This window comes from Streptomyces sp. NPDC003327, from assembly GCF_053589515.1.
The window spans coordinates 208,014-233,163 of record NZ_JBSFSA010000004.1 but is presented as its reverse complement, the minus strand read 5'-3'; the positions used below and the strand labels follow the sequence as shown (position 1 = coordinate 233,163).

Sequence of the window (25,150 nt, the reverse complement as noted above, 5' to 3'; positions counted from 1 at the left end):
TGCGTGACCAGCGAAACCGAGCTCCATGAACTGCTGCGCGGCGCGGCCCGGCTGCCGGAGGACGTCCGCCGGGCCGACCGCTACACGCCGATCGACGAGGCTCCCCTCGGCTCCGGCATCACGCTGTTCCTCGTGTCCGTCGTGGGCGGCCCGGCGCACGGCAGGCTCCTCTTCGCCCCCGCCCACACGGACGCGACGGGCCGCCTGGCCGATGCACAGGGCTCCGAGGCCTTCGACCTGGCCTGTGTACGGCTGATGGCGGCCGGGGGCCGGATCCCCACCGCCCGCGGCGGTCATGTCGAGTTCCGCGGCGACGGAACCGCGGCCCGCGCGGTCTCCCCCCTCCCCTTCGCGCAGGGCTGGTCCTCGAACTCGCTCTCGCTCCTCGACATCGACGGCCGTCCCCACCTCCACAAGGCCTACCGCACCCTCGGTGCCGAGGTACGGGAGCCCGAACTGCTGCGTCTGATGAACGGCAGCGGTCACACGCCCCGGTGGTTCGGCGACTACGGCTACGTGCCCCCGGGCGGGGCGGAGCGGCTGGCGCTCGGCGTGGTCTACACGTACACCCCGGGCAGCGGGATCGACACACCGCTGCGCGCCAACCTGCGCGCGCTCTGGCCCCGGTTGACGGGTCACGTGACGGGCATTCAGGAGCCCGGCGACACCGACGACACGCATGGTTCCGGGGACCTGGATGGCTTGGTCCGGGAGCACCTCGCTCCCCTGGCCGGCCCGCTGCGCACGGCCCGCTCGTTCCTCGGCGGGTTCCACGAGGAGCTGCGCACACGGCTGGGCCGGGGGGCTCCCCCGCCGGACTACCCCGTCGAGCGCGCCCTCCGGGCTGCCGAGGAGCGGTGCCACGCGCTCGCCGAGCGGGCCCGGGACGGGCTGGAACTCCCCCCGGTGGCACTGGAGAAGGCCTTCGGCTCGCTCGCCTCGGAGATCGAGCTGCTGCGGACGGCGTTCGACGCCACCGGCACACACCCCGCGGGACCCTGCCACGGGGACCTCCATCTGTCGCACCTGCTGTGGGACCCGCCGCGCCTCATCGACATCTCCACCCCCGGCACGGGTCCCGACGAGCCGGGCTGGGCCGAACAGTCCCCGATGCAGGACCTGGTGGCGCTGGGACGTGCCCTGGAGTACTTCAGCGCCGACGAGGCCGCGTACGAGAGCGCCCGGCTCCTGGGTGTCGACTCGACGGAGACGATGCTCGCCTCGCTCGACGGCGGCGCCGGCATGCCGCCACGGGAGCGGTCCGTGCTCCTGCTCGTGTTCGAGGCCGCGGACAGGTGGCGCCGGCACGTCGCCGCTCTGCTGCTCACGCGCGACGGGTCGGACGGGTCCGACGGGTCCGACGGGTCCGACGGGTCCGACGGGTCCGACGAGAACTCTGCCGGACCCGAACGAGGGCTCCCCGACGATCCGTTGCGCCGGTTGCTCTACCTGCGCCGCCTGCTCCACGAGCTCGACTACAACTTCGCGCACGCCCGGCCGTACCACGCCGCGATCGATCTGCGCCACGCCATGGCGCTCGGTCTTCCTTCCCCGCTCCCCCTCACCCTGACCACGAGGACCTGACGTGAGTGACGTGACCGACGAACCGCTGCACGTCATCGAGACGTACTTCGAATGCTGCGGGTTCGACCACACCTTCCTCCAGGGCGGCACCTCGGTGTATCTCTGGAACCTCTCCCGCGCCTTCGCCCGCAAGGGCCACCGGGTGTCCATCGTGACCCCCGCCCACGGGCGTCTCGACGACCTGCGCCGCCGCTACACGGTCGAGGACCTCCCGTACGAGGACCGCTACACCCTGCCCCTCGTCCTCGACCCCGAGGTGTGGCGCGGCTTTCCCACCGAGGTGTCCGTGGAGCTGCGTACCACGGCTCACCGGATCCGCAAGGAGGGCGTCGACCTCTACTTCCTGTCGAACGACTACCTGGACCGCCTGCCCGAGACGTTCTATCCGCCGTACTCGGCGAAGGGCAGGGACCTCACCTTCTTCAAGCCGCTGGTCTTCCAGGTCGACAGCGTGCGTTTCCTCCGCGGCTGGTTCGGCGACGAACGGGCGATCGTCCACGCCCACGAGCCGTACTACCACTACCTCCTGCCGCCGGCGCTGAGCGGCGACCCGCTGAAGAGCGTGGTCACCACCGTGCAGAGCAACATGCCGATCACCAAGAAGGTGTACGGGCCGGAGGTCCGCAGGCTGCTCGACCTCCTCGGCGCGCCGCCGCTGCCGGACGAGGAGCCGCCGCTGCCGGCCGGCGAGCGCGAGGCCCAGCGCCAGTACCAGACGCGCACCCACCTGCACTACGAGTACCCTCCCGACCACCTCACCGTCTACGGTCTGGTCGCCGACCACTCCGACGCGATCGACTTCCTCTGCCCGGGCCAGCGGGACTTCTACAACAGTTTCCGCGACACCCCGTTCGAGGACCTGTTCGCGGCGCTGCCGGTCTCCCGGACGGTCCGCCGCAATGCGCACAAGCAGTTTGTCGGCGGCTGCGCGATCTCGGACAGCTGGCTCGCCCCGGATCCGGACGCGGTGGACCGGGACGCCGTCCTCTCCGCACTCGGTCTGGAGCCGTCCCTCCCGACGTTCTTCCACAACGCCCGCTACGCGGTCCACCACAAGGGCCAGGTCGAACTGGTCCGGGCGATCGACCGGGTCCTCACCGACGGCCTCGCGGCCAACTTCGTCCTGCGCTGCATCACCGGCACGGGCATCGACGACCCGTACTTCCACGAGGTCGCCGAACGCCACAAGGGGCGGGTGCACCTGGAGTGGGAACGGGTCGACGAGAGCCGGGTCTTCGACTACGCCGCCTCGGCCGACTTCTGCGTGTTCCCCTCCAAGTTCGAGATGGACACCTTCCTCATCGCCCAGGGCGAGGCCATGGCGTGCGGGGCGGTGCCCGTGGCCACCGCCCAGTGGGGCATGGCCCACTTCCGGCACGCCGACGACGGCGCGACCCGTACCGGCTTCTCGGTCAACCGGTCCTTCGCCGAGGACGACGCGCTCCTCGTCGACGGCCTTGCCGACCGTTTCCGGCAGGCCGTGCGCCTCTTCCGCGACCGGCCCGACGAGTACCGGGTCCTGTCGGCCCGCGCCCGGCAGGTGGCACGCGGCTTCACCTGGGACCACTGCGCCGATCTCCATCTGGAGGTCTTCCGGGACCTCTGGCTCGGGGTCGCCCCCGAGCCGGCGGCCGACACCGCTCTGCGGCACGGCTGGTTCGACACCCTGCCGTCCCGTACCTGGGAGGAGCGCCCTCAGGAGGTGCTCGACGCGGCCGTGGAGACCGGCGACCTGGCCGCCGCCGAACGCCTGGGTCCCGTGACGGGGGCACTGGCCCTCCGGTTCTTCGACGCCGCCTGGGCGCGCGCCGACTTCGCCGTGTGCGAGGAGGTGGCAGGACGGTGGCCGGACGCGATACCCCCGGAGCAGGTGGCCCGCCTCGGCGACCGGTGCGCACCCCACGGCACGGACCTGCGCTACCGGCTCGCCCACGCGGAGCGCGTCGAACTGGTCGTCCCCGGCCCTCGGGACGCCGGGGGCCGCGCGGAGGCGGAGATCACCGAGTGGACCCGCCGGGCGGCCGGGGAGTTCGTCGGCGCCGCTCCACCGGCGGGCACCGCCGCCCAGCTGCTCCTGACCCTTTCGAACGGCCGGATCGCCTGGGACGAGGTGCGTCATGGCTGAGTTCGACTCCGTCCGCACCGTTCTGCTCGCCGGGGGCCGGGGTGAGCGCATGGGCCGGCTCGGCACCGGCCGGCTGAAGCCTCTCGTGCCGTACGGCGGTGCCTGCAGGCTCATCGACTTCAGCCTGGCGAACGCGCGCGACTCCGGCCTCGGGGAGGTGCTCCTGCTCTCGCAGTACGAGGAGCGCCTCCTGATGGACGACCTGCACTCCGCCTGGAACGGGGCCTCGCGCGACTTCCGGATCCATTTCGGGCCGTACGACGAGGCGTACCGCACCGCGGGTGGGAAGCTGCCCGCACGGCTTCCCGAGCGCGCCTGGCCCCTGGAGAAGGGGACGGCCGACGCTCTCATCCGCAAGGGGGAGCACATCTTCGGCCCCCGGACCGAGCACGTGATGGTGCTCCACGCCGACCACGTCTACCGCTTCGACTACGGCCCGCTGATCCGCGGGCACATCGCCTCGCGGGCGGCGCTGACCATTTCCTACCAGCGGATCGACCCTCGCTGGGTCCATCTCTTCGGCATGGTCGCGTTCGACGGGGACGGCTCCCTGACCGCCTTCGTGGAGAAGCCCGAACACCCGACGTCCGACCTGGTGTTCGCCGCCTTCTGCGTCTTCGACGCGAAGGTGCTGCGGCGGTATCTGGAGGAGCTGGAGGGCACGGACTGGCAGCACGACATCAGCCGGGACGTGATCCCGGCGATGCTCGCGGCCGGGGAACGGATCCGGGGGCACCGCGTCGAGGGGCACTGGGAGGACATCGGCACGGTGGAGCGGTACCACCGCGCGCATCTCGCGATGACCCGCCCCGACGCCTCCCTGCCGGTCCGATCGCTGCCCTGGACCATCTCCCCGTACCTGCACCGGCACCGGGTCGCCGAGTCGCCCGGCATCCGCCGCTCCGTGGTCCCCTTCGACCTGGTCAGCCGGGGGGACGTCGAGGACAGCGTGCTCTTCCCCGGTGTACGAATCGGCACGGACGCCCGGGTGCGGCGCAGTGTCGTGCTGCCCGGTGCCGTCGTGCCCGACGGCGCCGACATCGACTCCGCGATCGTCCTGGAGGACGGGTTCGTCCAGCACGTCGAGCTCGCATCCAACCCCGCACGCTGAGGGAGCACACCCATGCACATCGTCAACTTCGCCTACGAATGCGGCGGCTTCGACTCCCGGCTGATGCGCGGGGGCCTGTCGCCACTGGTGTGGAACCTGTCCCGGGAGTACGCCTCCCTCGGGCACCGGGTCTCGATCGTGACACCCGCGCACGGACACCTCGACCGGCTGCGCGAGTCGTACGCGATCGAGGAGCTGGACTTCCGGATCGACCACACGGTGCCGCTGGTGCTAGATCCCAAGACCTGGCCCGGCCGGCCCGCCGAGGCGGTGCTGCCGCTGACGACGCGGGCCCATCTGCTGCGGCTCGACGGCGTGGACGTGTACTTCCTGTCCGACGCCCAGCTGGACCTGCTGCCGGACCGGCTGTACCCGCCGCCGGACTCCGAGGGCCGGGACCTGTCGTTCTTCAAGCCGCTGGTCTTCCAGGTGGCAGGACTGCGCTTCCTGCGGGAGTGGCTCGGCGGGGAGGAGCCGGCGATCGTCCACGGCTTCGAGCCCGCCTACCACTACCTGGTCCCGCTCGTGCTGCGCGGCGACCCCCGGTGGCGCTGTGTCAGCACGGTGGCGGCCAACGCACCGATCACGCAGAAAGTCTACCGGCCCCAGGTCGAGGCCCTGCTGGGTCTCTTCGACGCGTCACCCGGGCCGGCCGGCGCCGGCACCGCGGCCGGTGGGGGGAGCGCCCTCGGCTCCTGGGAGGAGACGCCGCCGCCGGAGGACTCGCCGGCCGCCGCCATGGTGCGGGCGCTGTCGGCGACACGCCTGCACACCGAGTACGGCCCGGACCACGTCGGCCTCTTCCCGCAGCTTCTCGCCCACGCCGACCTGGTGGACTTCGTCTCGCCCGGGCAGCGCGACCACTACAGCACCTTCGCCGACACCCCGATGGAACGGTACGTCGCGTCGCTGCCCGTCTCCGGGCTGCTGCGTGAGCAGGCGGGCAAGCTGTTCGACGGGGGCTGCGGAGTCTCCGGCACATGGCTGGCGAGGGACCCGGAGGGCGTCGACCGCGACGCCGTGCTGCGTTCCCTGGGCCTCGATCCCGCCCGGCCCGTCTTCTACCACGCGGCCCGGTACGCGGTGCACCACAAGGGGCAGCTGGAGTTGATCCGGGCGGTGGAGGAGGTCCTGGCCGGCGGAGCGGAGGTCTCCTTCCTGCTTCGGTGCGCGACCGGAGCGGGCGGGGTGGCGGAGGTGTCGCCCGCCAACGCCTACTTCCAGCGGGTGGCCGACACGTACCCGGACCGGGTGCGGCTCGACTGGCGGCTCGTCGACGAGGACGAGCTGTTCGCGGAGGCCGCCTGCGCGGACTTCTGCGTCTACCCGTCGAAGTTCGAGCTCGACGGCTTCCTCATCGCGCAGGCCGAGGCGATGGCCTGCGGGGCCGTCCCCGTCGGCACCGCGCAGCGGGCCACCGCCCACTTCGGGCACGCTCGTCCGCACGAGGACCCGAAGGCGACGGGCTTCGCGGTCCGCGGCTCGTTCCGCGACGACGACCGGGAGCTCGCGGCGCTGCTCGCGGACCGGATCCGTGACGCGGAGCGGATGTTCCGCGAGGAACCCGGGGCGTACGCGCGGCTGTCCGCCGCCGCGTCCAGGACCGCCCGCGGCTTCACCTGGGGCGAGAGCGCCCGTCGACGCCTCGCCGTCTTCCGGGAGCTCCTCGACGACGTCCCGCGCCGACTACCCGCGCGGGATGCGATCCGGTACGGCTGGTTCGACCTGCTCGACGACGCGGAGTGGACGGAGCACCAGGAGGAGATCGTCCGGCGCTCCCTCGAACTGGCGGATGCCACCGCCTACGGGCGGTGCGCCAAGCTCGACGCCGCCGCGTACGAGGCGCTCTTCGCCGCCGCGTTCCGGCGGGCGGACTTCCCGCGCTGCGCCGAGCTGGCGGAGGCGGCGGGTCGCGAGGCGCTGATGTCCCCGGTCCGGCACCGCTGCCGCGTCTCGCCCGCCGAGCCGGACGGGACGCTGCGGGTGGAGTACCGGCATCCGGAGGTGGCGGCGGTCGACGTCGTGGTCGAGGGGGACGTGCCGTCGGCCGCGGCAGGCACGGGCCCGTCCGGTCCGGAACCTCTCGAATCGGCGGCCGAGGCCGCGCTGTCGGACGAGCCGGTGCCACCGGCGGGCAGGACCCGGACCGCCGCGCTGCGCCGGGAAGCCGACGGCGCCTTCCGGGGCTGCGTGAGGGCCGACGATCTGAGGGCCGGTCTCGTCCTCCGGCTCACGCTCGCCTCCGGCAGGGTGACCTGGGACAACGTCCCCGTCCCTGGGGCTCCGCCCTTCCGCGTCGTGGCCACGGACCTCGACGGCACGCTGCTCCGTGGCGACCTGACGGTCTCGTCGCGGACCCGCCGCGCGCTCGATCTGGTGGCCTCGTCCGGGACCCGGCACCTCGTGGTCACCGGTCGCCCGGCCGCCGCCTGCCGCCGGCTCCTCGACTCCCTGGGCTACACGGGACTCGCCGTCTGCGGACAGGGCGCGCAGCTGTACGACGCGGGCGCCGACCGGCTGCTGTCCGCCGAGCGGCTCGACACCGGCCTCGCACGTTCGGTCGTCGCCCGCGTCGAGGACCTCGTCGGGCCGCTCGAACTGGGGGTGGTGACCTCGCCCCCGGAGAGCCGGTTCAAGGTCACACCGGGCTTCGGTGAGCGGGTGCGGCACGGCTGGGACGTCACGGCCGACCGGTCGCTGCTGTGGGAGACGCCGATCGACAAGCTGGTGCTGCACCACCGCGTCCTCGGGGACGACGAGCTGACCGAGACGGCGCGCCGGCTCTGCGGTGAGGAGGTGACCGTCGTCCACTCCGTCCAGGGCATGGTCGAGATCCTGCCGCGGGGCGTCACCAAGGGCACCGGCGTGGCGCGGGCCTTGGAGGTCCTCGGCCGCACGGGCGAGGAGACCGTGGCGTTCGGCGACATGCCCAACGACCTGCCGATGCTCGCGCTCGCCGGCCACGGGGTGGCGGTCGCCAACGCACACCCCGCGCTGCTGGCCGTCGCCGACGAGATCGCGCCGGGCAACGAGGAGGACGGCGTGGCGACGGTCCTGGAACGTCTCTTCGGCACGCCGGTGGTCCCGATGGGAGGTGGCTCGTGAGCGACCCCCTCTTCCGGCTCGCCGAGGCCCACGGCGTGGCGACGGGCTACCGCACCGACCGAGGGCGCCCGGTCGACGTCTCCCGGGACACCCTGGTCTCGGTGCTCGCCGCCTGTGGCGTCGACGCCTCGACGCCCGCCGCCGCGGAAGCCGCCCTCGCGGCCCACCGCGCCGAGCAGGGCCGTCGGCTTGTTCCGCAGTGCGTGGTCGTACGGGGGCCTCGCGGTCCCCGGCCGAAGCTGCCGGCCGGAACCAGGGCCGAGGTGCTCTGTGCCGACGGCCGTACGCGACGGCTCGACGAGCCGCTGCCGGTGGGGTCCCACACGCTGAGCGTGGAGCGGCACGGACGGCGAGACGCCGCGGTGCTGCTGGTCTCGCCGGAGCGGTCGGCCCCGGCACCGTACTCGTGGGGCCTCCTCGTCCAGCTCTACTTCCTGCTCTCGCGCCGCTCCTGGGGCATGGGGGACCTCGGTGACCTCGCCGAGCTGGTCTCCTGGACGGGACGGGACCTGGGGGCGGACTTCGTCCAACTCGGTCCGCTGCACGCGATGGAGCCCGGTCCGCTGCCGGACCCCTCGCCCTACCGGCCGAGCAGCCGGCGTTTCCCCGACCCGATGCACGTGCGGGTCGAGGCCGTCCCCGAGTTCGCGTATCTGGCGGAGGGGCAGCGCGCCCGCGTCCGGAGGCTGGCGGACCGGGCGGTGTCCCTCAACTCCGCCGTCCTCTCAGGGGAGTCGCTCATCCGCCGCGAGGAGGTGCGCGAGCTGAAGCACCTGGCCCTGCGCGAGGTGTACGAGGTGCCCCGCTCGCCCGGGCGCGAGGCGGCGTTCGCCGCGTACGTGGCGCGGGAGGGCCGCGACCTCACGGACTTCGCCACCTGGTGCGCGCTCGCGGAGGTCCACGGCCCGGCGTGGCGCTCCTGGCCCGCCGCGCTGCGCGATCCCCGGTCGACGGTCGTGGCCGACGCCCGGCGGGTCCTGTCCGGCGCCGTCGACTTCCACCGGTGGCTCGCCTGGATCACCGACGAGCAGCTCGCCGGCGCCCAGCGCGCCGCGCGGGAGGCAGGGATGCGCGTCGGACTCGTCCACGACCTGGCGGTGGGCGTGGCGCCCGAGGGGGCCGACGCCTGGGCGCTCCAGCACTGTTTGGCCGAGGGGATGTCGGTGGGGGCCCCGCCGGACGACTTCAATCCGTCCGGTCAGGACTGGGGACAGCCGCCGTGGCGTCCGAACGCGCTGGCCGCGGAGGGATACCGGCCCTTCGCCCGGCTGCTACGCGCGGGACTGCGGCACTCCGGCGCCCTGCGCGTCGATCACGTCATGGGGCTCTTCCGCCTCTGGTGGGTGCCGGAGGGGCGTCCCCCGTCCGACGGCACGTACGTCCGGTACGACGGCGCCGCGATGCTGGCCGTGCTGGGCGCCGAGGCGGAGGCCGCAGGGGCGTTCGTCATCGGGGAGGACCTGGGCACGGTCGAGCCGGAGGTCCGCGAGGAGCTCGCGGCCCGGGGCGTGCTGGGGACGGCCGTACAACGCTTCGAGTACGAGGGCGGTTCCGAGGGCCGGGTGGGCCCCCTGCCGCCGGAACAGTGGCGCGAGCACTGTCTCGCCACCCTGACCACGCATGACCTGCCCACCACGGCGGCCTGGCTCAGCGGCGAACACGTCGACCTGCGGGCCTCGCTGGGGCTGCTCACCCGGCCGCCGGAGGAGGAGAAGGCCGAGGCCGCCGGTGAACGGGACGGCTGGATCGCCGAGATGGAGCGGCTGGGGCTCCTGCCCGATCCCGCCGGAGAGGTCGCGGCACTGCACACGTACCTGAGTCTGACGCCGGCCCGGATGATCGGCGTCTGGCTCCCGGACACGACCGGCGACCGGCGGCCGCAGAACCTGCCCGGCACGGCGGGCGTCCATCCCAACTGGTGCCTGCCGATCGCCGACGAGCAGGGTCGTCCCGTGTCTCTGGAGGAGCTGTCCGAGGCTCCGCTCCTCCGCCACCTGGCCGGGGTGTACGCACGCCGGCCGCAAGCACACCGAGTGACTGACGAGGAGAGGCATGTCAAGCCGGGTTCTAGTTGACGAGGAACGTCTGTCGGGGGTGTGGGAGGACGCCGACGGATTCAGCCTGCTCGCGCCGGACGGCACCGGGTACCGGTCGGACCTCGTCCCGGAGGTGCTCTCCCCCGGGAATCCCGCACTCGCCCGCGCCGTGGGCGGACGAAGGGTCGTCGCCTTCACCGGGCCGACCGTCGGCCGCCTGTACGGGCAGGCGCTGCGCGACTACCTGGAGGCGAACCTCGCCCCGGGGACATGGACGCTGCACACGATTCCCACCGGGGAGAAGAACAAGACGCTTGCCATGGCGGAGCGGGTCTGCGCGCTGGCCAAGGCGCACGGACTCGACCGGCACGGGGTGATGCTGGCTCTCGGCGGCGGCATCGTCTCGGACGTCGTGGGCTTCGCGGCCTCGATGTACTCCCGCGGGATCCGCTACGTCCGCATCAACACCACCCTCGTCGGCCAGGTGGACGTCGGCGTCGGCGTGAAGACGGGGGTCAACGCCCTCCACACGAAGAACATGTTCGGCGCCTACCACCCGGCGCACGCCTCGCTGAGCGATCCCGCATTCCTTTCCACGCTGCCGCTCCGCGAGATCCGCTGCGGTCTCGCGGAGATCGTGAAGATGGCCGTGATCCTGGACGGGGATCTGTTCCGCACCCTGGAGCGGTACCCGGACGCCTTCCGGTCGACCGCAGTCCCGACGCCGCCCGAGGTCGAGAGGTACATCCTGCGGACCTCGATGCGGCTGATGATGGAGGAGCTGTGCCCGAACCTGCGGGAGCACCAGCTCGCCCGCCTTGTGGACTTCGGCCACACCTTCAGCCCCGTGATCGAGACAGCCGGCGACCACCGCCTCGAACACGGCGAGGCCGTCGCCGTCGACATGGCGCTCTCGTCCTGCCTGGCGCTGCGGCTCGGTCTGGTCGACGAGCGGGAGTGCGACCGGATCATCGGTCTCCTGGCCCGCATCGGGCTGCCCGTCTTCGACGCGGAGACGTGCACACCGGACCTGATGACGCGGGCGCTCGAGGAGTCCTGGGAACGCCGCGGCCGGCGGCTGCACCTGGTGGTCCCCATCGCCGCGGGCAAGGCGACGTTCGTCGACGACCTCACCGACGTGCCCCGCGACGTGCTCGGCCTCGCCCTGGACGAACTCGCCCGGAGATCCCGGGCCTTCGCCCGCGAGGCCGCGCTGTGACCGGCGGCACCGGGACCTCGCGCCCCCTCGTGAACCTGCGCAACCTGCTGTCCCCGAAACCGCATGACCACGGCGGGGCGGGGACGATCCTCGCCCACCGGATCTTCGCCCGCGGCGAAGGGGCCGGCGCCGACTTCATCGACCTGGCCGTCCTGCCGCCGGGGACGTCCATAGGGCGGCATCGGCACGGTCACGACCGCGAGACGTACGTCGTGCTCAGCGGGAGCGGCGTGATGCACCGGGACGGGGAGACGTTCCGGGTGGAGGCCGGGGACGTCATCCCCAACGAGCCCTTCGGCGAGCACGGTCTGAGCAATGACACGGACACGGAACTGGCGCTGCTCGTCTTCGAGGTGGCGGCGTACACGAGGGAGGACACCGATGGCGATCCCGCCCGGTGACCCGACGGTGACGGAGACCGGCGAGGCCGTGACCGTGATGGATGTCGGGGGGACGACGCTGCGCGTCGGCACGTTCGACCCCCGGGGCGGACGCCTCTCCGACGTGCGCAGGATGCCGGTGGAGGGCATGGCCCGCCACCCGGACGCTCCCGTGCCGGTGCTCCAGCGGCAGGTGGTCGACCAGATCGTGCGCGAGGCGGAACGGCGGGCCGAGGCGCGCCCCGGAACCGCCCCGCCCGCCCTGGCCGTCGCCTTCGCCGGCCCGGTCGCCCGGGACGGGACCGTCCTGGGTGCCCCCACGGTGTGGGGCGCGGGTGGCGAACCCCTCCCCCTCCGGGAGGACCTGAGCGCCCGGCTGTCCGTGCCGGTGCTCGTCGTCAACGACCTCACGGCGGCCGCCTGGCGGTACGGGACGGAGAGCGCGGTCCCTTTCTGTCTCCTGACGATCAGCTCCGGCATCGGGAACAAGGTCTTCCGCGACGGCGACGTACTCCTCGACATCGAGGGGTACGGCGGGGAGCTCGGCCACTGGACCTGTGACCGCTCACCCGACGCCCCGCTGTGCGACTGCGGGGGGCGCGGGCACTTGGGGGCGATCGCCTCGGGGCGGGGCGTCCTCGCCGCGGTACGCCGGGCGGCGGCCTCCGACCCGACGGGGTACGCCCGCTCGGCACCGGCTCGCGCGGGGGCCGCCGATCCGCGCTTCCTCGGCAATCCGGAGATCGCTCGGGCCGTACGGGACGGGGATCCGTTCACGACGGCTGTGCTGCGCTCCACCCTCGTTCACCTGGCGGCCGCGGTGGGCGGGGTGTTCGCGTCGATCGGGATCCGCCGGTACGTCCTGATGGGAGGATTCGCCCTCGCGATCGGCGAGCGCTACCGGGCACTCCTGGTGGAGGAGCTCGTCCGGCAGGGCTGCTTCGGGCTGACGGCCGCCCAGGTCGACGCCATGGTCGTCCTCGGCGAGGACGACGACGACCACGGGCTGATCGGGGTGGGCCGAATCATGGGCAGCCGTCTCGCGGCCCACCGGGAGAAGGTGACCCTCTGATGCCGACGGGTACGGAGAACACGCCGCCCGGCACGGCTCGCCGGGCGCTCGTGGTCGGCAGCGGCTTCGTCGGATCCGAGATCGCCCGCCGGCTCGTCGTCGAGGGCCATGAGGTGACGCTCGGCTCACGAGGACGGCCCACGGTCGCACCCGAGGACTACGGGGCGCGGTGGCAGTCGCTGGACGCCACGGACGCGAGCGCCTGCGACCGGGCGGTGGCAACGGTCGCGCCCCGCACGGTCGTCCTGGTCCACGGGCCGTCCGACGTCACCTGGTGCGAGACGCATCCCGAGGAGGCGGCCGCGGCGCACCGGGCGGCGACGGTCCACTTCGCCGCGGTACCGGGCCTGGACCGCATCGTGATGATCTCGACGGACAACGTGTTCGACGGCAGTGGGGCCGAGAACGTCGAGTCCACCCCAACCGCACCCGCCAACGCGTACGGGGCGGCGAAACGCGCCGCCGAGGAGGTGCTGCTGTCCGAGGCGGCCTCCCCGGCGACAGCCCTGCGCGTCAGTCTCGTCTACGGCCACGAGCCCGCGGGCGGCGAGAAGTGGCTGAACTTCTTCGCGTCGTGCGCCCACCGCCTGGCCCGGGGCGAGCCGGTGGAGGCACCGGCCGACCAGTGGACCACTCCGGTCCTCGTGGACGACGTCGCCAGGGTGGTCGCCCGCCTCCTCGCGCACGAGGGCGACCTGCCGCCCGTACTGCATCTGGGCGGCCCCGAACGCGTCTCCCGGGCGGCCTGGGCCCTGGAGATCGCTCGCGCCCTGAACGCCCCGACGGCCCTGGTACATCCGGTCCCGAGAGCGGCAGGCCGCTACGCCTCCAGACCTCGGAACACCTGCCTGTCCAGCACACTGCTCCCCACCGTGCCCGGAATGAACGCCGTCCCTCTCCAGGGCGTGACGACGGCGGCCGCGGCCTTGGCGTCACGGTTCCTCCGGTCCGGGTCGACGGCCTCCGCCGCCCCGACATGAACGGCCGTCTCATCGCTGGTGACCTGAGTCGTTAGTTGGGCATGAGTCGTCCGGGTCCGAAGATTCCGCCGTTGTCGGCCAGTGATGCCCAGCGGGTGGTGCTGGAGGGCTGGTTACGTCGCCGGACGACGGCTCAGGCTCTGGCTCAGAGGTCGCGGATCGTGCTGGAGTGCGCCGAGGGCCACTCGATCATGGAGGTGGCCCGCCGGCTGCGGATCGCTCCGGACACGGTCCGCACCTGGCGGCGCCGCTTCATCGAGCGGGGCCTGGAAGGTCTGTGCGACGACCCGCGGCCCGGTGTCCCCCGGAAGATCACCGACGCCGACGTCGAGCGGGTCATCGTCAAGACGCTCGAGGAGACACCGAAGAACGCCACCCACTGGTCGACCAGGTCGATGGCGGCGGCGACGGGCATGTCGCAGTCGACCGTCTCGCGGATCTGGCGGGCGTTCGCCCTGGCCCCGCACCGGTCGCAGACCTCTGTCCACCGACCCGCTGTTCATCGACAAGGTCCGTGACGTCGTCGGCCTCTACCTCGACCCGCCGGAGAAGGCGCTCGTCCTCTGCGTGGACGAGAAGTCGCAGATCCAGGCCCTGGACCGGTCCCAGCCGGTCCGGCCGATGATGCCCGGGGTTCCCGAACGCCGCAGCCACGACCACGTCCGGGCCGGCACCACCACTCTCTTCGCCGCCCTCGAGGTCGCCACCGGCAAGGTCATCGGCTCCCTCCACCGACGTCTCCTACCTCCCCGACCTCCAGGCCCACCTCGCCGACCTGCTCCGCAGCCGCGAACGCCCCATGTCCGCCTTCGAAGCCGATGAGTGGGCCCGTACCCAGGCCATGCCCTCCGAGGAAGAGATCCACCGCGTGCGCCGCCTGATCGAACGCGTCCGCACCGACCTCGACGACCTCACCCCCGAGGACCGCGCCCAGATGAGCAGGCCGTCACCCTCGTACGCCGCAATCGCACCGTCCACCTCGGCATGCCCCGCGTACGCCAGCCCCTGCCCGATGTCCGACCGGCAAGGAACCCGACGTGACCACCCCGATGCGCGCCGGCCGTCATGCCGGCACAGAACGACGACGGCCCCGCTTGCAGGACGCCATCACGACCGCGATCCGCGACGGCACCCCCTCTGACCACCTCCGCCATCGCCCGTGCAGCAGGTGTCGACCGCACCTTCCTTTACGCCACCGCGACCTTCTGGGCCACCTCCATACCACCAGCCGCTCAGCCGCATCACCCGGAAGCGCCGATGTCAGCACGGCGTCACTGCGAGCCGACCTCGCCAACGCCAACGCGCGTGCGGCCCGCCTGGCCGCCCGGGTCACGCAGTTGGAGGAGGTCTTGTCCAGACGTCTCGGCGAAGAGGCGTGGGCCGAATCCGGGCTGGGAGCCGGCGCCGATGTCGCCGAGCTGAAGACCACCATCACGCACCTCGAACAGCGCAACGCCGAACTTGCCCGGCAGATGGAGGAACGGGAGGCCGAACTCGAAGCGGCACGCGCGGCGAACCGGCAGCTGACACGAGCTCTCAACCACCAGGATGAACGATCCCGTCCTTGGCAACAGCCGCCGATGAAGCCACCACCACACGCCCGGTGCTGGTGTCTGCAGTCTCGGCGGGACGTTTCCAGGTCGTCAGGTCGATGTGCGGCCGCCGGGGCCCGGAGGCCTGGTCGTGTGTTCGCTCGCGATCCCGCTCCGCGGCGCCTTGGCGCCGTCATGCCCCCGTGGAAGGGCGAGCGCGGCAGCGAGGCCCGGCTCATGCTGACCACCGGCGGCCCGGCCGCCACCGAGGTCTGGCGCTGGACCCTGGAACCCGGCGAGGAATACCCCAGCCACCCCCACCAGGCAGGCGTGACCGAAACCGTCAGCGTCACCGCCGGCGAGATGGTCCTCGTCGTCGACGGCACCGAGTACTCCGTGGCCGCTGGACAGACCGCCACCTTCGACGCCGACACCACCCACACCTACCGCGGCACGGACATCCAGGCGCCGAGGAGTGCGCCGCTCCCGGCCCACCGCGTTGGGGTCCGCACCAGGGCCGTGAACCTGTACGGCGACTGGGACCAGGCAGCTTGGACTGTCTTCCCACCACGCCGGTCGTTCGGGGCGGACCGGGCTCCGGCTCGCCCCGAACGACCGGCCTCTTCGTCCGGCTGGACGGGAGGGAGGGTCACGCGAGGGTGAGGAAGAGCTTCTCCAGCTCGGCCTCCGACATGGGAGGGGCGTCCGGGGAGTCGTCGGCCAGGCACTGGCGCATCCCGCTCGCCACGATCTTGAACCCGGCCCGGTCCAGGGCCCGGGAGACGGCGGCCAGCTGGGTCACCACGTCCTTGCAGTCGCGGCCCGACTCCACCATGGAGATGACTCCGGCCAGCTGCCCCTGGGCGCGCCGCAGGCGGTTGAGCACCGGCGTCATCGCTTCCTCGTCGACCTGCACGGCCGTCCTCCTCTCGTCTCCCCCTGAATTCCAGAATACCCCTACGGGTATTAAATCGTCCGGTACCGGTCACTCCCGGGCTGTGACGGCCCGGTGCCGTGTCCGCCGCACCGCGCAGCCCGCCACCGCCGCCGTCCCGGCCGCGCCGAGCACCGCCCAGGTGGCGGGGTGGGTCCACAGGCCGGGGTCGAGCTGCTGGGCGAGGACGAAGACGCCCATCACCACGACGAACCAGCCGAAGACCTTGCGCAGCGCGTCCTGCGGGATGCGTCCGGCGAGGCGGGCGCCGATCAGGCTGCCCACGACCGCCACCACGGTCACCGTCAGGGCGACGCCCCAGTCGATGGACACTCCGGAGAGATGTCCGGCGAGTCCGGCGAAGGACTTCATCGCGATGACGAGGAGCGAGGTGCCGACCGCGATACCCATGGGCAGTCCGCCAAGGATGGCGAGGGCGGGGACGACGAGGAACCCGCCGCCGGAACCGACCAGGCCGGTCACGGCGCCGACGGCCAGGCCCTCGACGGCGATGTGCTTCAGCGGCAGGTCGCGGTGGGCGGGCCGGGCCGCCCTCTTCGCGCCGTTGCGCGGCTTCCGGAGCATGGCAAAGGCGGTGGCGAGCATCATCAGCGCGAACGCGACGAGCAGGACCGTGCCGGGGATGTACTCGGCGAGCCGTCCGCCGCCGTACGCGCCCGCCATGCTGAAGGCGCCGAAGATCAATCCAGTCCGCCACCGCACCCGGTGGGCGCGGGCGTGCGGCACCAGGGCGGCGAGGCTGGTGACGCCGACGACGAACAGCGAGGTGGCGATGGCCTCCTTGGTGTCCTGTCCGGCGAGGTAGACCAGGATCGGGACGGTGAGGATGGACCCGCCGCCGCCGAGGATGCCGAGGCTGACGCCGATGAGCAGGGAGGCCGCGACGATGAGGGCGGTCACGACGCGCTCCGCAGCTCCGAGATGACGGTGCGGAGGTCGGTGCGCGGGCCGCGGTTGTAGGGGAGCTTGGAGAGCAGGACGCCCATGGCGCAGGAGTTGCTGAGGGCGGCGTAGGTCAGGCCGGCGCCGACGGCGGTGCCGATGAGATGGACGCCCGGGATCAGGATGCCGGCAAGTCCGGTGGTCAGGACGATGGAGCCGGCGACGAGGCGGACCTGGCGCTCCATGTCCCACCGCTCGGGGGCCCGCTTGACGGGGGCGCCCGCCGCCTCCCATGCGTTCATGCCGCCTTCCAGGACACGGAGGTTCGGCAGGCCGGCCTGGGCGAGGGCCTGTTCCGCCTCGCGGGCCCGCTGGCCGGAGCGGCAGACGAGCACGACGTCCTCGTCCAGGTGGGACAGGAGCTCCGCGCGGTGCTCGCGCAGGGTGTGCAGCGGGACGTTGTACGCGCCGGGGATGTGGACGGTGCGGAACTCGCCCGGGGTGCGCACGTCGAGCAGGCGCGGCGCCCGGTCCTCCTGGATGAGGCGGTGCAAGACAGCGGGGGTGATCGACTGGGCGGTGTGCTCGGTGCTCATTCAAAACTCCGGAAGGTCTGTGCGAGGGGGTACGCAGGGGGCTGTGGGTCATGGCGGCGACCCAGGTATCAGAGAAGAAAGGCGGCCGTCGTGGGCGGGGCAGTGCGGCCCCGCCCACGACGGGAAGAGGGGCGGGGGGGGCAGTGCGGCCCCCGGCTCCTCCACGGGCCGGCTGTGCGCGGCGGGAAGGGTCCCGGGCTCGTGCCCGACCACCGATCCGGTGCGGTCAGCCTCTGGCGGTCTCGGCCGCGAGGGCCCAGGCGGCCCAGCCGCCGAGGATGTCGGAGACGTCCTCGAAGCCACGGTGGCGCAGCAGGCTGGCCGCGATGGAGGACCGGTGGCCGCCCGCGCAGTGCAGGACGAGAGGCCGGTCGGCGGGCAGTTCGCCGGTACGGGCGGGCAGCTCGCTGAGCGGGATGTGCAGGGCCTCGGGGATGAAGCCGTTCGCCTCGCGCTCGCCGCAGGTGCGCACGTCCACCACGAGCGGCGGATTCTCCCCGGCCAGGGCGGCCTTGAGGTGCGCGGCGGTGAGGCGGCTGGCCGGGACGACCTCGTCGGCCAGCACGCGAAGCGCGTCCTCGGGGTTGCGGACGTAGCCCGCGACCCGGTCGAAGCCGATGCGGGCGAGACGGGTGACGACTTCCTCCTCCCGGTTCTGCGCGGCCATGATCACCAGCTCGCCGGCGGCATCGAGGACGGTGCCCGCCTGCTCGGCGAACCGCCCATCGGCCGGCACGTTCACCGCGCCGCGCAGGTGCCCGGCAGCGAACTCCTGCGGCTCGCGCGCGTCGACCACGACCGCTCCCCCGTCGCGCAGTTCGGTGAACTCGGCGAGCGTCAGCGGCCGGGCCGCGACGGTGGCGTCGTACAGGGTGCGGTCCTTGCGGTTGAGGTCGGCGTCGTAGGCGAAGTAGCCGGGCGCGGTGGACTGCCCCGCCGCGACGAGGGCCACGAACTCCTCCCGGCTCATCGGGGCGCAGGCGTAGTTGGTCGTCCGCTGTTCGCCGATGGTGGAGGACTTCTCGGTGGACAGGTTCTTGCCGCAGGCGGAGCCCGCGCCGTGGGCGGGGAAGACGCGGACCTCGTCCGGCAGGCCCATGAGCTTGTTCTGGACGCTGTCGTGGAGCATGGCGCCCAGCTCCTCGGCTGTGACACCTACCGAGGCAAGCAGGTCGGGGCGGCCGACGTCGCCGATGAACAGGGCGTCGCCGGTCAGCACCCCGTACGGAACCTCGTCGTCGGGGTGCTCGTACACCAGGACGCTGATCGACTCCGGGGTGTGCCCGGGAGTCTCCATGATCTGCAGGGTGACGTCACCGAGCGAGATCCGCTCGCCCTCGGCCAGGTGCCGGATCGGGTACTCCGTCTCGGCACGCGCGCCGTAGCCGATCCACGCGCCCGTCTCGGCCGCCATCTCCAGGTGGCCGGCGACGAAGTCCGCGTGGAAGTGGGTGTTGATCACACCGACGACGGTCAGGCCACGGGCCCGGGCGTCGGCGAGGTACTCGGAGACGTCCCGGCGCGGGTCGACCACCACCGCCTGGCCGGTCTTTTCGTCGGCGATCATGTACGACGCCTGGGACAGGCAGTCGAGGTAGTACTGGGCGAAGAACACGGCGAACCTTTCGACGGAGAGATCGGGCGCGGAGCGGAGCCCCGCGGAAGTGCGGTGGGAGAGGCTCAGACGGCCCGGGCGTCCGTGCCGCGCACGACCGGGCGGCCGGTGCGGGCCCATCCGGAGGTGCCGCCCGCGACCGAGACCGCGTGGAAACCGGCGGTCTCCAGGTGCTCGGCGGCCCAGGCGCTGCGGTTGCCGCTCGCGCAGATGACGTAGACGGGCCGGTCGGCGGGCAGCGCGGCGAGATGGGCACCGAGCTCGGAGAGAGGCGCGGTGCGGACCCCCGGCACATGGCCCGCCGCGTACTCGTCCGGCTCGCGGACGTCGATGGTGAAAGCGCCCTGAGCCAGCTCGGCCGCGAAGACGTCCAGATCCACTTCACGCATGGAGATCACCTTTTCGGATACCCCCCGGGGTACTTACGTCATCGACTGTAGGCAGGGCCGCGAAGGGAAGTCAAATACCCCCCTGGGTATCCCATGCCACAGGGGAGGCCACACGAGAAGGGGGAGATGTATATACCCGTGGGGGTACGGTGATCTGCGGATACGAGAACGGAGCGGGGACCAGGCGTCACCGGTGGTCGACCGGACGGCCGCGCCAGATGTCGGGACGGCCGGGGAGGAGGGAGCACCACCGCTGGCACGCGGTTCCCGGGAGGGCTGTGGGCGTGCTCGTCGGCATCGGCGAGTGCCCCTCGGCCGGATATGGTCGATGCCTTCTCGCGGACCGGCCCTACGCTGGAGGCATGGCCACCGATCCCGTGCTGAGACAGGGCCCCGACTCGACGGATCTGGTCCTGCGTGCCGGCCCCGCCGGACAGGTGTGGAATGCGCTGACATCGGCGGGCCCGGCGCTGCTCGTTCCCCTCGCTTTGGGCGTGCCGACCCTGGTCGTCGCCTTCTGGATGGCGCTGGCCGGGGCACGGGCGTCGACCGTGTTCGTGGTGGTGGGGGTCGTCGTCGGGCTGGAGTACCTGATCGGCTGGCTGGTGCTGGCCTTGTCCCGGGCCCGGGACATCCTGCGGGTGGAGTGCACGCCGGCCGGGGTGCCCGCGTCCCTGCGGTTGGTCCGAGCCGCCGGGCCGGACGCCTGGCTGCCCGTCGAGGCCCTGCGCCAGGTGCGACTGACGCACACGGTGGTGGAGCCGTACCAGGGGGACTACAAGCCGGCCGTCTCCACCCTCACGCTGGAACTCGCCCTACAGGGCTCCCGCGAGCGCCTCACGCTCCCGTTCGGTGGCGACCCGCAGCGGCTCACCGCCGCGCTGGAGGCTCTGCTCGGCCCGGCGGGGGTCATGGTGGTGCTGCTCACCGAGCGCAGCACGCCTAACCAACGGCAGCCCAACTCCCGCTGGACTTCTGGCGGTTCTGCCTCGGTCGGCTCGGGCGGCGGTTGACCCGGAACTGCCGTGGCGCTCCCGGCCGGGAGAGCCCATCAACGCATGAGATCCGGAGACAGCGAGGGCACATGCAGTGCCGCCGGTTGGGGAAAGGGCCTGCCCCTGCGGCTCTGGCTCCCACCCTGCGCCACGGCGAGCGTCAGCCGCACAGACTCGCCGGTCCGGGGCCGTGCATAGTGTGCTCATGGATCGACTCGCGGGTCGGGCCCGTCTCGAATGGTGGGTCAATCACGCGACGTGCCTCGGGGAGTACGACATCGACATCACCGTCACTGTCGACGTGGTCGGCCAGTGGCAGGCAACCGGGCGGCATGCCAACCCCCTGGACACCATCCAGCGCGACGGCTGGGACTTCCTCATGGAGATGGATCCCCACTTCTCCCTCGCGTTTCCCGGTGAGCACCGCGGCGGGATCATGGTGCTCGTCGTCGAGGCAGGGGATGGAACCCTCAGGCTCACGGAGGCCCCGGGCTGGGACGGGTCCGGGAACATCACCTTCGACCTCACCTGAGGGCAGTCCGCAAAAGCGGGAGACCGAGTTCGCCACGCTGCCACCCACTCCGGCGTGCCGTCCCTTACTGATCTTTCAGAAGCAGTTCTGGGGCGCGGCGAAGGCATACGAGGCTGCAGGCCCTCTCGAGCAGGCCCTGATGGAGATCCGCGCGTGTTCGGAGCGGGTGCGGAGCCGTTTGAACTGGTGCAGCCAAGCGAAATCCCGCTCGACGACCCGGCGCACCTTGGCCGGTCCGGAGCCGTGGGCCCGCCGTGTCGGGCGATCATCGGCTCGATGCCGCGTTTCCACAGCAGTCGACGCTACTCGTCGAAGTCGTAACCCCGGTCGGCGTACACGCGTCGGGGCTTGCTGCGGGGACGTCCTCGCGGACCTTGAATCGCTGGGTTTGCGTCCAGCGGGGGCAGGAGCCGGGTGACGACGTGGCGGTTGCCGCCGATGAGCGTGACGACGAGCGGGGTGCCGTGGCGGTCGACGATCAGATGATGTTTGGAGACGTGGGCGCCGGGCTGATGCCTCCGTGTCTCCCGGCCCTTGCGGGTCTGTCAAGAGCGGCGCAGCCCGACGTCTCCGTGATCACCGAGAAACTCGCGGGGCCCACTTCGACGTTGGTCGTCACGGCGCGAGCCCGCTCCGGGGTCGACCTCTCGTTCATCCGCGAGCCCGCGAGCTCTGCAGAAAGATCGAGCCCCTGGAGTGCGCTGGAGTCGCGGACGGCTATCGAGATGACGGGCCAACGAGTCCTCGGATCAGGCCGCCGCGTGACCCGCATGTGCTCGTGACCTGCATGAACGGACGGATCTGGGAGGACAGCTTGACTGTGTTCCGCGGCATCGACTGGGCAGAGCTCACCACGACGTCGCCCTCGTCGACGAAGGCGGCACTCTGCTCGCCAAGGCCCGCAGCACCGACGACGCGGCCGGCTACCACCAGCTTCTGGACCTCCTGGCCGAGCATGGTGAGACAGCCCAAGATCCGATACCGGCGCCCATCGAGACCAGCCACGGCCTCCTGGCCGCCAGCCCGCGCACCGGTAGTCGTCGGGTCTTCTCGATCAATCCGCTCGCCGCCGCCCGCTACCGGGACCGCCACGGCGTCAGCCGCGAGAAGTCCGACCCGGGCGACGCCCTGCTGCCGGCGAACATCCTGCGCACCGACGTGCCTGCCCACCGGCCTCTGCCGACCGACTGCGAACTCGCCCTGGCCACCACGATCCTGGCCCGAGCCCGGCAGGACGCCGTCTGGACCCGGCAGCAGGTCGCCAACCAGGTGCGCTCGCTCCTGCACGAGTACCACCCCGCTGCTCTGCTGGTCGTCCAGGGCAGAAAAGTTGGGCTGACCAGGCCTGACGCCCGTGTCATCCTCACTCCGGCCCCGACCCCGACCAAGGCCGCGAAGCTCACCCTCGCCCAGTTGGGGGCAGCCCTCAAACGCAGTGGCCACCTCCGCTGCTGCGACGCGGAGGCCGAGCGGCTGCGGGCTGACTCCCGCGCCGACTGGGGCCACCAACTGCCCACAGTCGAAAACGCCTTCGGCCACCAGCTCCTGGCCCTGCGCAAGCAGCTGGACGCCACCGGCGAGGCCGCGGACGATCTCGTGCAGGCGGTCACAGCCGCTTTTCAGCAGCACGCCGACAGTGAGATCCTGCTCAGCTTCCCGGGCCCGGGGCCCATGCTCGGCGCCCGTGTGCTCGCCGAGCTGGGCGACGACCGGGCACGGGTCGCCGATGCCCGGGCGCTGAGGTTCCACGCCGGATCCGCCCCCATCGCCAACGCCTCCGACAAGAAGCGTTCCGTCGGCCGCCGCTTCGTCGAAAACAACCGCTGCATCAACGCCGGCTTCCTCTGCGCCTTCGCCGCCCTCACCGCCTCACCGCCTCACCGCCCTACCGGGAGCGAACGCGAACACGGAGACCGACACGCCGCCGCGCAAAGGCACTTGCTGAACCGCTTCCTCGGCCAGCTCCACCCCTGCCTCAAGACCCGACAGCCGTTCGGCGCACAACGCACCTTCGCATCGTTCCTCCAGGCGCCAGCGTGACCCAGCAGCCCGGGCCGCCGACCATGTCAGTGCACCCGTATAGATTCACCGCGTGACTGAGCCTTCCTACCTTGCCGCGGTGCGGGAGTCATACGACACCGTGGCCGACGACTACGTCGCCCTCGTCAAAGCTCCCTCTGAGCTGGACCCCCTGTCTCGCTCGATGCTGACCACCTTCGCCGAGCTGGTGCGGGCATCCGACCGAGGGCCGGTCGCGGACCTGGGCTGCGGACCCGGAAGAGTCACGGCGCACATGGCCGGACTCGGCGTTCCCGCATTCGGCATCGATGTGTCCCCAAAGATGATCGAACTGGCGCGAAGCGCCTATCCCGATCTGCGCTTCTCCGTGGGCTCCATGACTGCGCTGGAGATCGAGGACGACACGCTCGGCGGCATCCTGGCCTACTACTCCACCCACCACACACCTCCGGAGCTGCTGCCGGTCGTGTTCGCCGAGTTCCACCGCACCCTGGCACCCGGCGGACATCTCCTCGTCGCCGGCCACGTAGGCACCGGTGAGCACCGCTGTCCCACACACGGCCATGGCGGCCACCCCGTGTCCTACACGTCGTATCGGTTGCCCGCACACCAACTCGCCGAGCTGCTGAACCAGGCCGGGTTCACCGTTACCGCTCAGCTGCTGCAGGAGCCCGACGAAGAACGGAACTGGAAGTTCGCCAGTTTCCTGGCCTGCAAGCCGTACCCCTTGTCAGGGTGAAGGCGAGGGGCCGGCCGTGGTCGTCGTAGGCGGGGTGGGTCTTGCTGGTCAGCCCGCCACGCGACCGGCGGAGCGCCTCCCCTTCCCAGACCCTCCTTTTTCGGGCCCCTGCCGCGTGCTGATGCGCCCGAACCGCCGTCGAGTCGACGCAGACGATCGACCAGTCGACCTCGCCGACGGCATCGGAATGCTGCTGGACATGCGCCAGCAGCCGGTCCCAGGTGCCGTCCGCGGACCAGTGCCGGAAGCGTTCACAGACCGTCTTCCGCGGCCCGTACCACTCGGGCAGGTCACGCCAGGCAGCCCCGGACAGCTCCCACAGGATCCCTTTCACCAGCTGGCGCCGGTCCCGCACGGGCCGGCCCATCCAGCCCGGCGCAGCAACGGGGCGATCACCCCCCACGACTCATCCGTTAGTTCATGTCGACGCACCACGAACGGAGCAACGAGCCACCGACTTTCCGGAAAACGACTTGAGGCCGTCAGCCGCACTGTCGCGCCGGCCCTCCCGGCCTCTCAGCGGGCCGACGGCGGGTGGCCGCGCATCCCGGGCGAGCCGCACTCCAGCCCACACCCACGACGCGGGTCAGCAGACGCAGCACGGCCGGAGCTACAAGGTCGACCTGCGGCAGCTGAACGGCTCGGGCGCCCGCGGTAACGCTGAGCTCGCCCTGCAGGGCCGCCAACTGACGGTGAAGATCAACGCCCAGGGGCTGGTCCCCGGCCAGCCCCACGCGCAGCACATCCACGGCTCCACCACCGGGCACGACTTCACCTGCCCCGACGCCGGCGCCGACAAGGACGGCGACGGCATCGTCACCACCGCCGAGGGACTGCCCCCCTACGGGGACATCAACATCTCGCTGACCACCAACGGAGACACGACCAAGGCCAGCGGCCTGGCCGTCGACCGTATGCCGGTCGCGGACAAGAACGGCAACCTCTCCTACTCCCGCACGATCGCCGTCTCCCAGGCCGTCGCCGACAACATCACGTACCTGCACGTCGTCCAACACGGGATCGACCCCAACGGCAACGGCACGTACGACTTCGGCAAGGGCAAGAGCGAACTCGACCCCAAGCTCCCCCAGGAAGCCACCGCCCCCGCCAGCTGCGGCACCATCCAAGGCCACTCCGGCGACTCCATGAGCAAGGAGAAGTCCTCAGCAACAAGGTGACGCCAACGGCCACAGCCACAAGGGCCGTGGCCGTTCCGCCCGAACGACGGCCTCGGTGACGCCTCGATGCCCGCTCTGTGCCCGTCGGGCATTGCGCCCAGCGCAC

General features: G+C 71.9%; 18 protein-coding genes and 6 pseudogenes. 16 read left to right on the top strand and 8 right to left on the bottom strand.

The window, feature by feature from the left end; translation table 11 throughout:
* Positions 1-3: 3 nt before the first annotated feature.
* The 10 genes and pseudogenes from ACWDVG_RS05765 to ACWDVG_RS05720 form a co-directional block, all read left to right on the top strand.
* Positions 4-1,584: a phosphotransferase gene (locus ACWDVG_RS05765; RefSeq protein WP_451696542.1), complete on the top strand. Its 1,581-nt coding sequence runs from the start codon at positions 4-6 to the stop codon at positions 1,582-1,584.
* Between the two features lies 1 nt (position 1,585).
* Positions 1,586-3,709 (top strand): glycosyltransferase, encoded by a 2,124-nt coding sequence (locus ACWDVG_RS05760; protein WP_451696540.1) that lies wholly within the window; start codon positions 1,586-1,588, stop codon positions 3,707-3,709.
* Positions 3,702-4,820 carry a sugar phosphate nucleotidyltransferase gene (locus ACWDVG_RS05755; protein ID WP_451696538.1) on the top strand — a complete coding sequence of 373 codons (1,119 nt, stop codon included), beginning with the start codon at positions 3,702-3,704 and terminating at the stop codon, positions 4,818-4,820. Before ACWDVG_RS05760 ends, ACWDVG_RS05755 begins: the two co-directional genes overlap by 8 nt.
* A gap of 12 nt (positions 4,821-4,832) precedes the next feature.
* Positions 4,833-7,925: an HAD hydrolase family protein gene (locus ACWDVG_RS05750; RefSeq protein ID WP_451696536.1), complete on the top strand. Its 3,093-nt coding sequence runs from the start codon at positions 4,833-4,835 to the stop codon at positions 7,923-7,925.
* A complete protein-coding gene (malQ, locus tag ACWDVG_RS05745; protein WP_451696532.1) occupies positions 7,922-10,000 on the top strand; it encodes a 4-alpha-glucanotransferase in 2,079 nt (692 codons plus the stop codon). The genes ACWDVG_RS05750 and malQ overlap by 4 nt, the downstream gene beginning before the upstream one ends.
* A complete protein-coding gene (locus ACWDVG_RS05740; RefSeq protein WP_451696530.1) occupies positions 9,978-11,180 on the top strand; it encodes a sedoheptulose 7-phosphate cyclase in 1,203 nt (400 codons plus the stop codon). The genes malQ and ACWDVG_RS05740 overlap by 23 nt, the downstream gene beginning before the upstream one ends.
* A complete protein-coding gene (locus tag ACWDVG_RS05735; protein WP_451696528.1) occupies positions 11,177-11,581 on the top strand; it encodes a cupin domain-containing protein in 405 nt (134 codons plus the stop codon). The genes ACWDVG_RS05740 and ACWDVG_RS05735 overlap by 4 nt, the downstream gene beginning before the upstream one ends.
* Positions 11,562-12,632: an ROK family protein gene (locus ACWDVG_RS05730; RefSeq protein ID WP_451696526.1), complete on the top strand. Its 1,071-nt coding sequence runs from the start codon at positions 11,562-11,564 to the stop codon at positions 12,630-12,632. The genes ACWDVG_RS05735 and ACWDVG_RS05730 overlap by 20 nt, the downstream gene beginning before the upstream one ends.
* The gene (locus ACWDVG_RS05725) at positions 12,632-13,612 is read left to right on the top strand and encodes an SDR family oxidoreductase (RefSeq protein ID WP_451696524.1); all 981 of its coding nucleotides are present in this window, start codon (positions 12,632-12,634) and stop codon (positions 13,610-13,612) included. The genes ACWDVG_RS05730 and ACWDVG_RS05725 overlap by 1 nt, the downstream gene beginning before the upstream one ends.
* Positions 13,613-13,653: 41 nt before the next feature.
* A pseudogene (locus ACWDVG_RS05720) lies at positions 13,654-14,350 on the top strand (IS630 family transposase); the annotation flags it as partial.
* 533 nt (positions 14,351-14,883) lie between these two features.
* Here ACWDVG_RS05720 and ACWDVG_RS05715 read toward each other — a convergent pair.
* Positions 14,884-15,156: a hypothetical protein gene (locus ACWDVG_RS05715; RefSeq protein WP_451696522.1), complete on the bottom strand. Its 273-nt coding sequence runs from the start codon at positions 15,154-15,156 to the stop codon at positions 14,884-14,886.
* A gap of 177 nt (positions 15,157-15,333) precedes the next feature.
* Between ACWDVG_RS05715 and ACWDVG_RS05710 the strand changes: the two are divergent.
* Positions 15,334-15,600: pseudogene (locus tag ACWDVG_RS05710) on the top strand (cupin domain-containing protein); the annotation flags it as partial.
* Between the two features lie 193 nt (positions 15,601-15,793).
* Here ACWDVG_RS05710 and ACWDVG_RS05705 read toward each other — a convergent pair.
* The 5 genes from ACWDVG_RS05705 to ACWDVG_RS05685 form a co-directional block, all read right to left on the bottom strand.
* Entirely contained in the window at positions 15,794-16,060 is a 267-nt protein-coding gene (locus tag ACWDVG_RS05705) for a metal-sensitive transcriptional regulator (protein WP_451696520.1), read from the bottom strand.
* A gap of 69 nt (positions 16,061-16,129) precedes the next feature.
* The gene (locus tag ACWDVG_RS05700) at positions 16,130-16,999 is read right to left on the bottom strand and encodes a sulfite exporter TauE/SafE family protein (protein ID WP_451696518.1); all 870 of its coding nucleotides are present in this window, start codon (positions 16,997-16,999) and stop codon (positions 16,130-16,132) included.
* The gene (locus tag ACWDVG_RS05695; protein WP_451696516.1) at positions 16,996-17,577 is read right to left on the bottom strand and encodes a rhodanese-like domain-containing protein; all 582 of its coding nucleotides are present in this window, start codon (positions 17,575-17,577) and stop codon (positions 16,996-16,998) included. Before ACWDVG_RS05695 ends, ACWDVG_RS05700 begins: the two co-directional genes overlap by 4 nt.
* Before the next feature lie 226 nt (positions 17,578-17,803).
* Positions 17,804-19,192 (bottom strand): MBL fold metallo-hydrolase, encoded by a 1,389-nt coding sequence (locus ACWDVG_RS05690; RefSeq protein WP_451696514.1) that lies wholly within the window; start codon positions 19,190-19,192, stop codon positions 17,804-17,806.
* 65 nt (positions 19,193-19,257) lie between these two features.
* Complete coding sequence (locus ACWDVG_RS05685) at positions 19,258-19,581, bottom strand: rhodanese-like domain-containing protein (RefSeq protein WP_451696512.1); 324 nt, start codon at positions 19,579-19,581, stop codon at positions 19,258-19,260.
* Positions 19,582-19,943: 362 nt separating this feature from the next.
* Between ACWDVG_RS05685 and ACWDVG_RS05680 the strand changes: the two genes are divergently transcribed.
* Entirely contained in the window at positions 19,944-20,594 is a 651-nt protein-coding gene (locus ACWDVG_RS05680; protein WP_451696511.1) for a hypothetical protein, read from the top strand.
* 187 nt (positions 20,595-20,781) lie between these two features.
* Positions 20,782-21,108, top strand: a complete 327-nt coding sequence (locus ACWDVG_RS05675) for a hypothetical protein (RefSeq protein ID WP_451696509.1) — start codon at positions 20,782-20,784, stop codon at positions 21,106-21,108.
* A 64-nt stretch (positions 21,109-21,172) separates the two neighbouring features.
* Here ACWDVG_RS05675 and ACWDVG_RS05670 read toward each other — a convergent pair.
* Positions 21,173-21,626 (bottom strand): annotated as a pseudogene (locus tag ACWDVG_RS05670) (transposase); the annotation flags it as partial.
* Positions 21,627-21,907: 281 nt separating this feature from the next.
* On the opposite strand from ACWDVG_RS05670, the pseudogene ACWDVG_RS05665 reads away from it, so the two are divergent.
* Together ACWDVG_RS05665 and ACWDVG_RS05660 are read left to right on the top strand one after the other, a co-directional pair.
* Positions 21,908-23,148: pseudogene (locus ACWDVG_RS05665) on the top strand (IS110 family transposase).
* Between the two features lie 52 nt (positions 23,149-23,200).
* The gene (locus ACWDVG_RS05660) at positions 23,201-23,866 is read left to right on the top strand and encodes a class I SAM-dependent methyltransferase (protein WP_451696508.1); all 666 of its coding nucleotides are present in this window, start codon (positions 23,201-23,203) and stop codon (positions 23,864-23,866) included.
* On the opposite strand, the pseudogene ACWDVG_RS05655 reads toward ACWDVG_RS05660, so the two are convergent.
* Positions 23,850-24,301 (bottom strand): annotated as a pseudogene (locus tag ACWDVG_RS05655) (IS5 family transposase); the annotation flags it as partial. The gene ACWDVG_RS05660 and the pseudogene ACWDVG_RS05655 overlap by 17 nt on opposite strands.
* Positions 24,302-24,468: 167 nt before the next feature.
* On the opposite strand from ACWDVG_RS05655, the pseudogene ACWDVG_RS05650 reads away from it, so the two are divergent.
* A pseudogene (locus ACWDVG_RS05650) lies at positions 24,469-25,044 on the top strand (hypothetical protein); the annotation flags it as partial.
* Between the last annotated feature and the right edge of the window lie 106 nt (positions 25,045-25,150).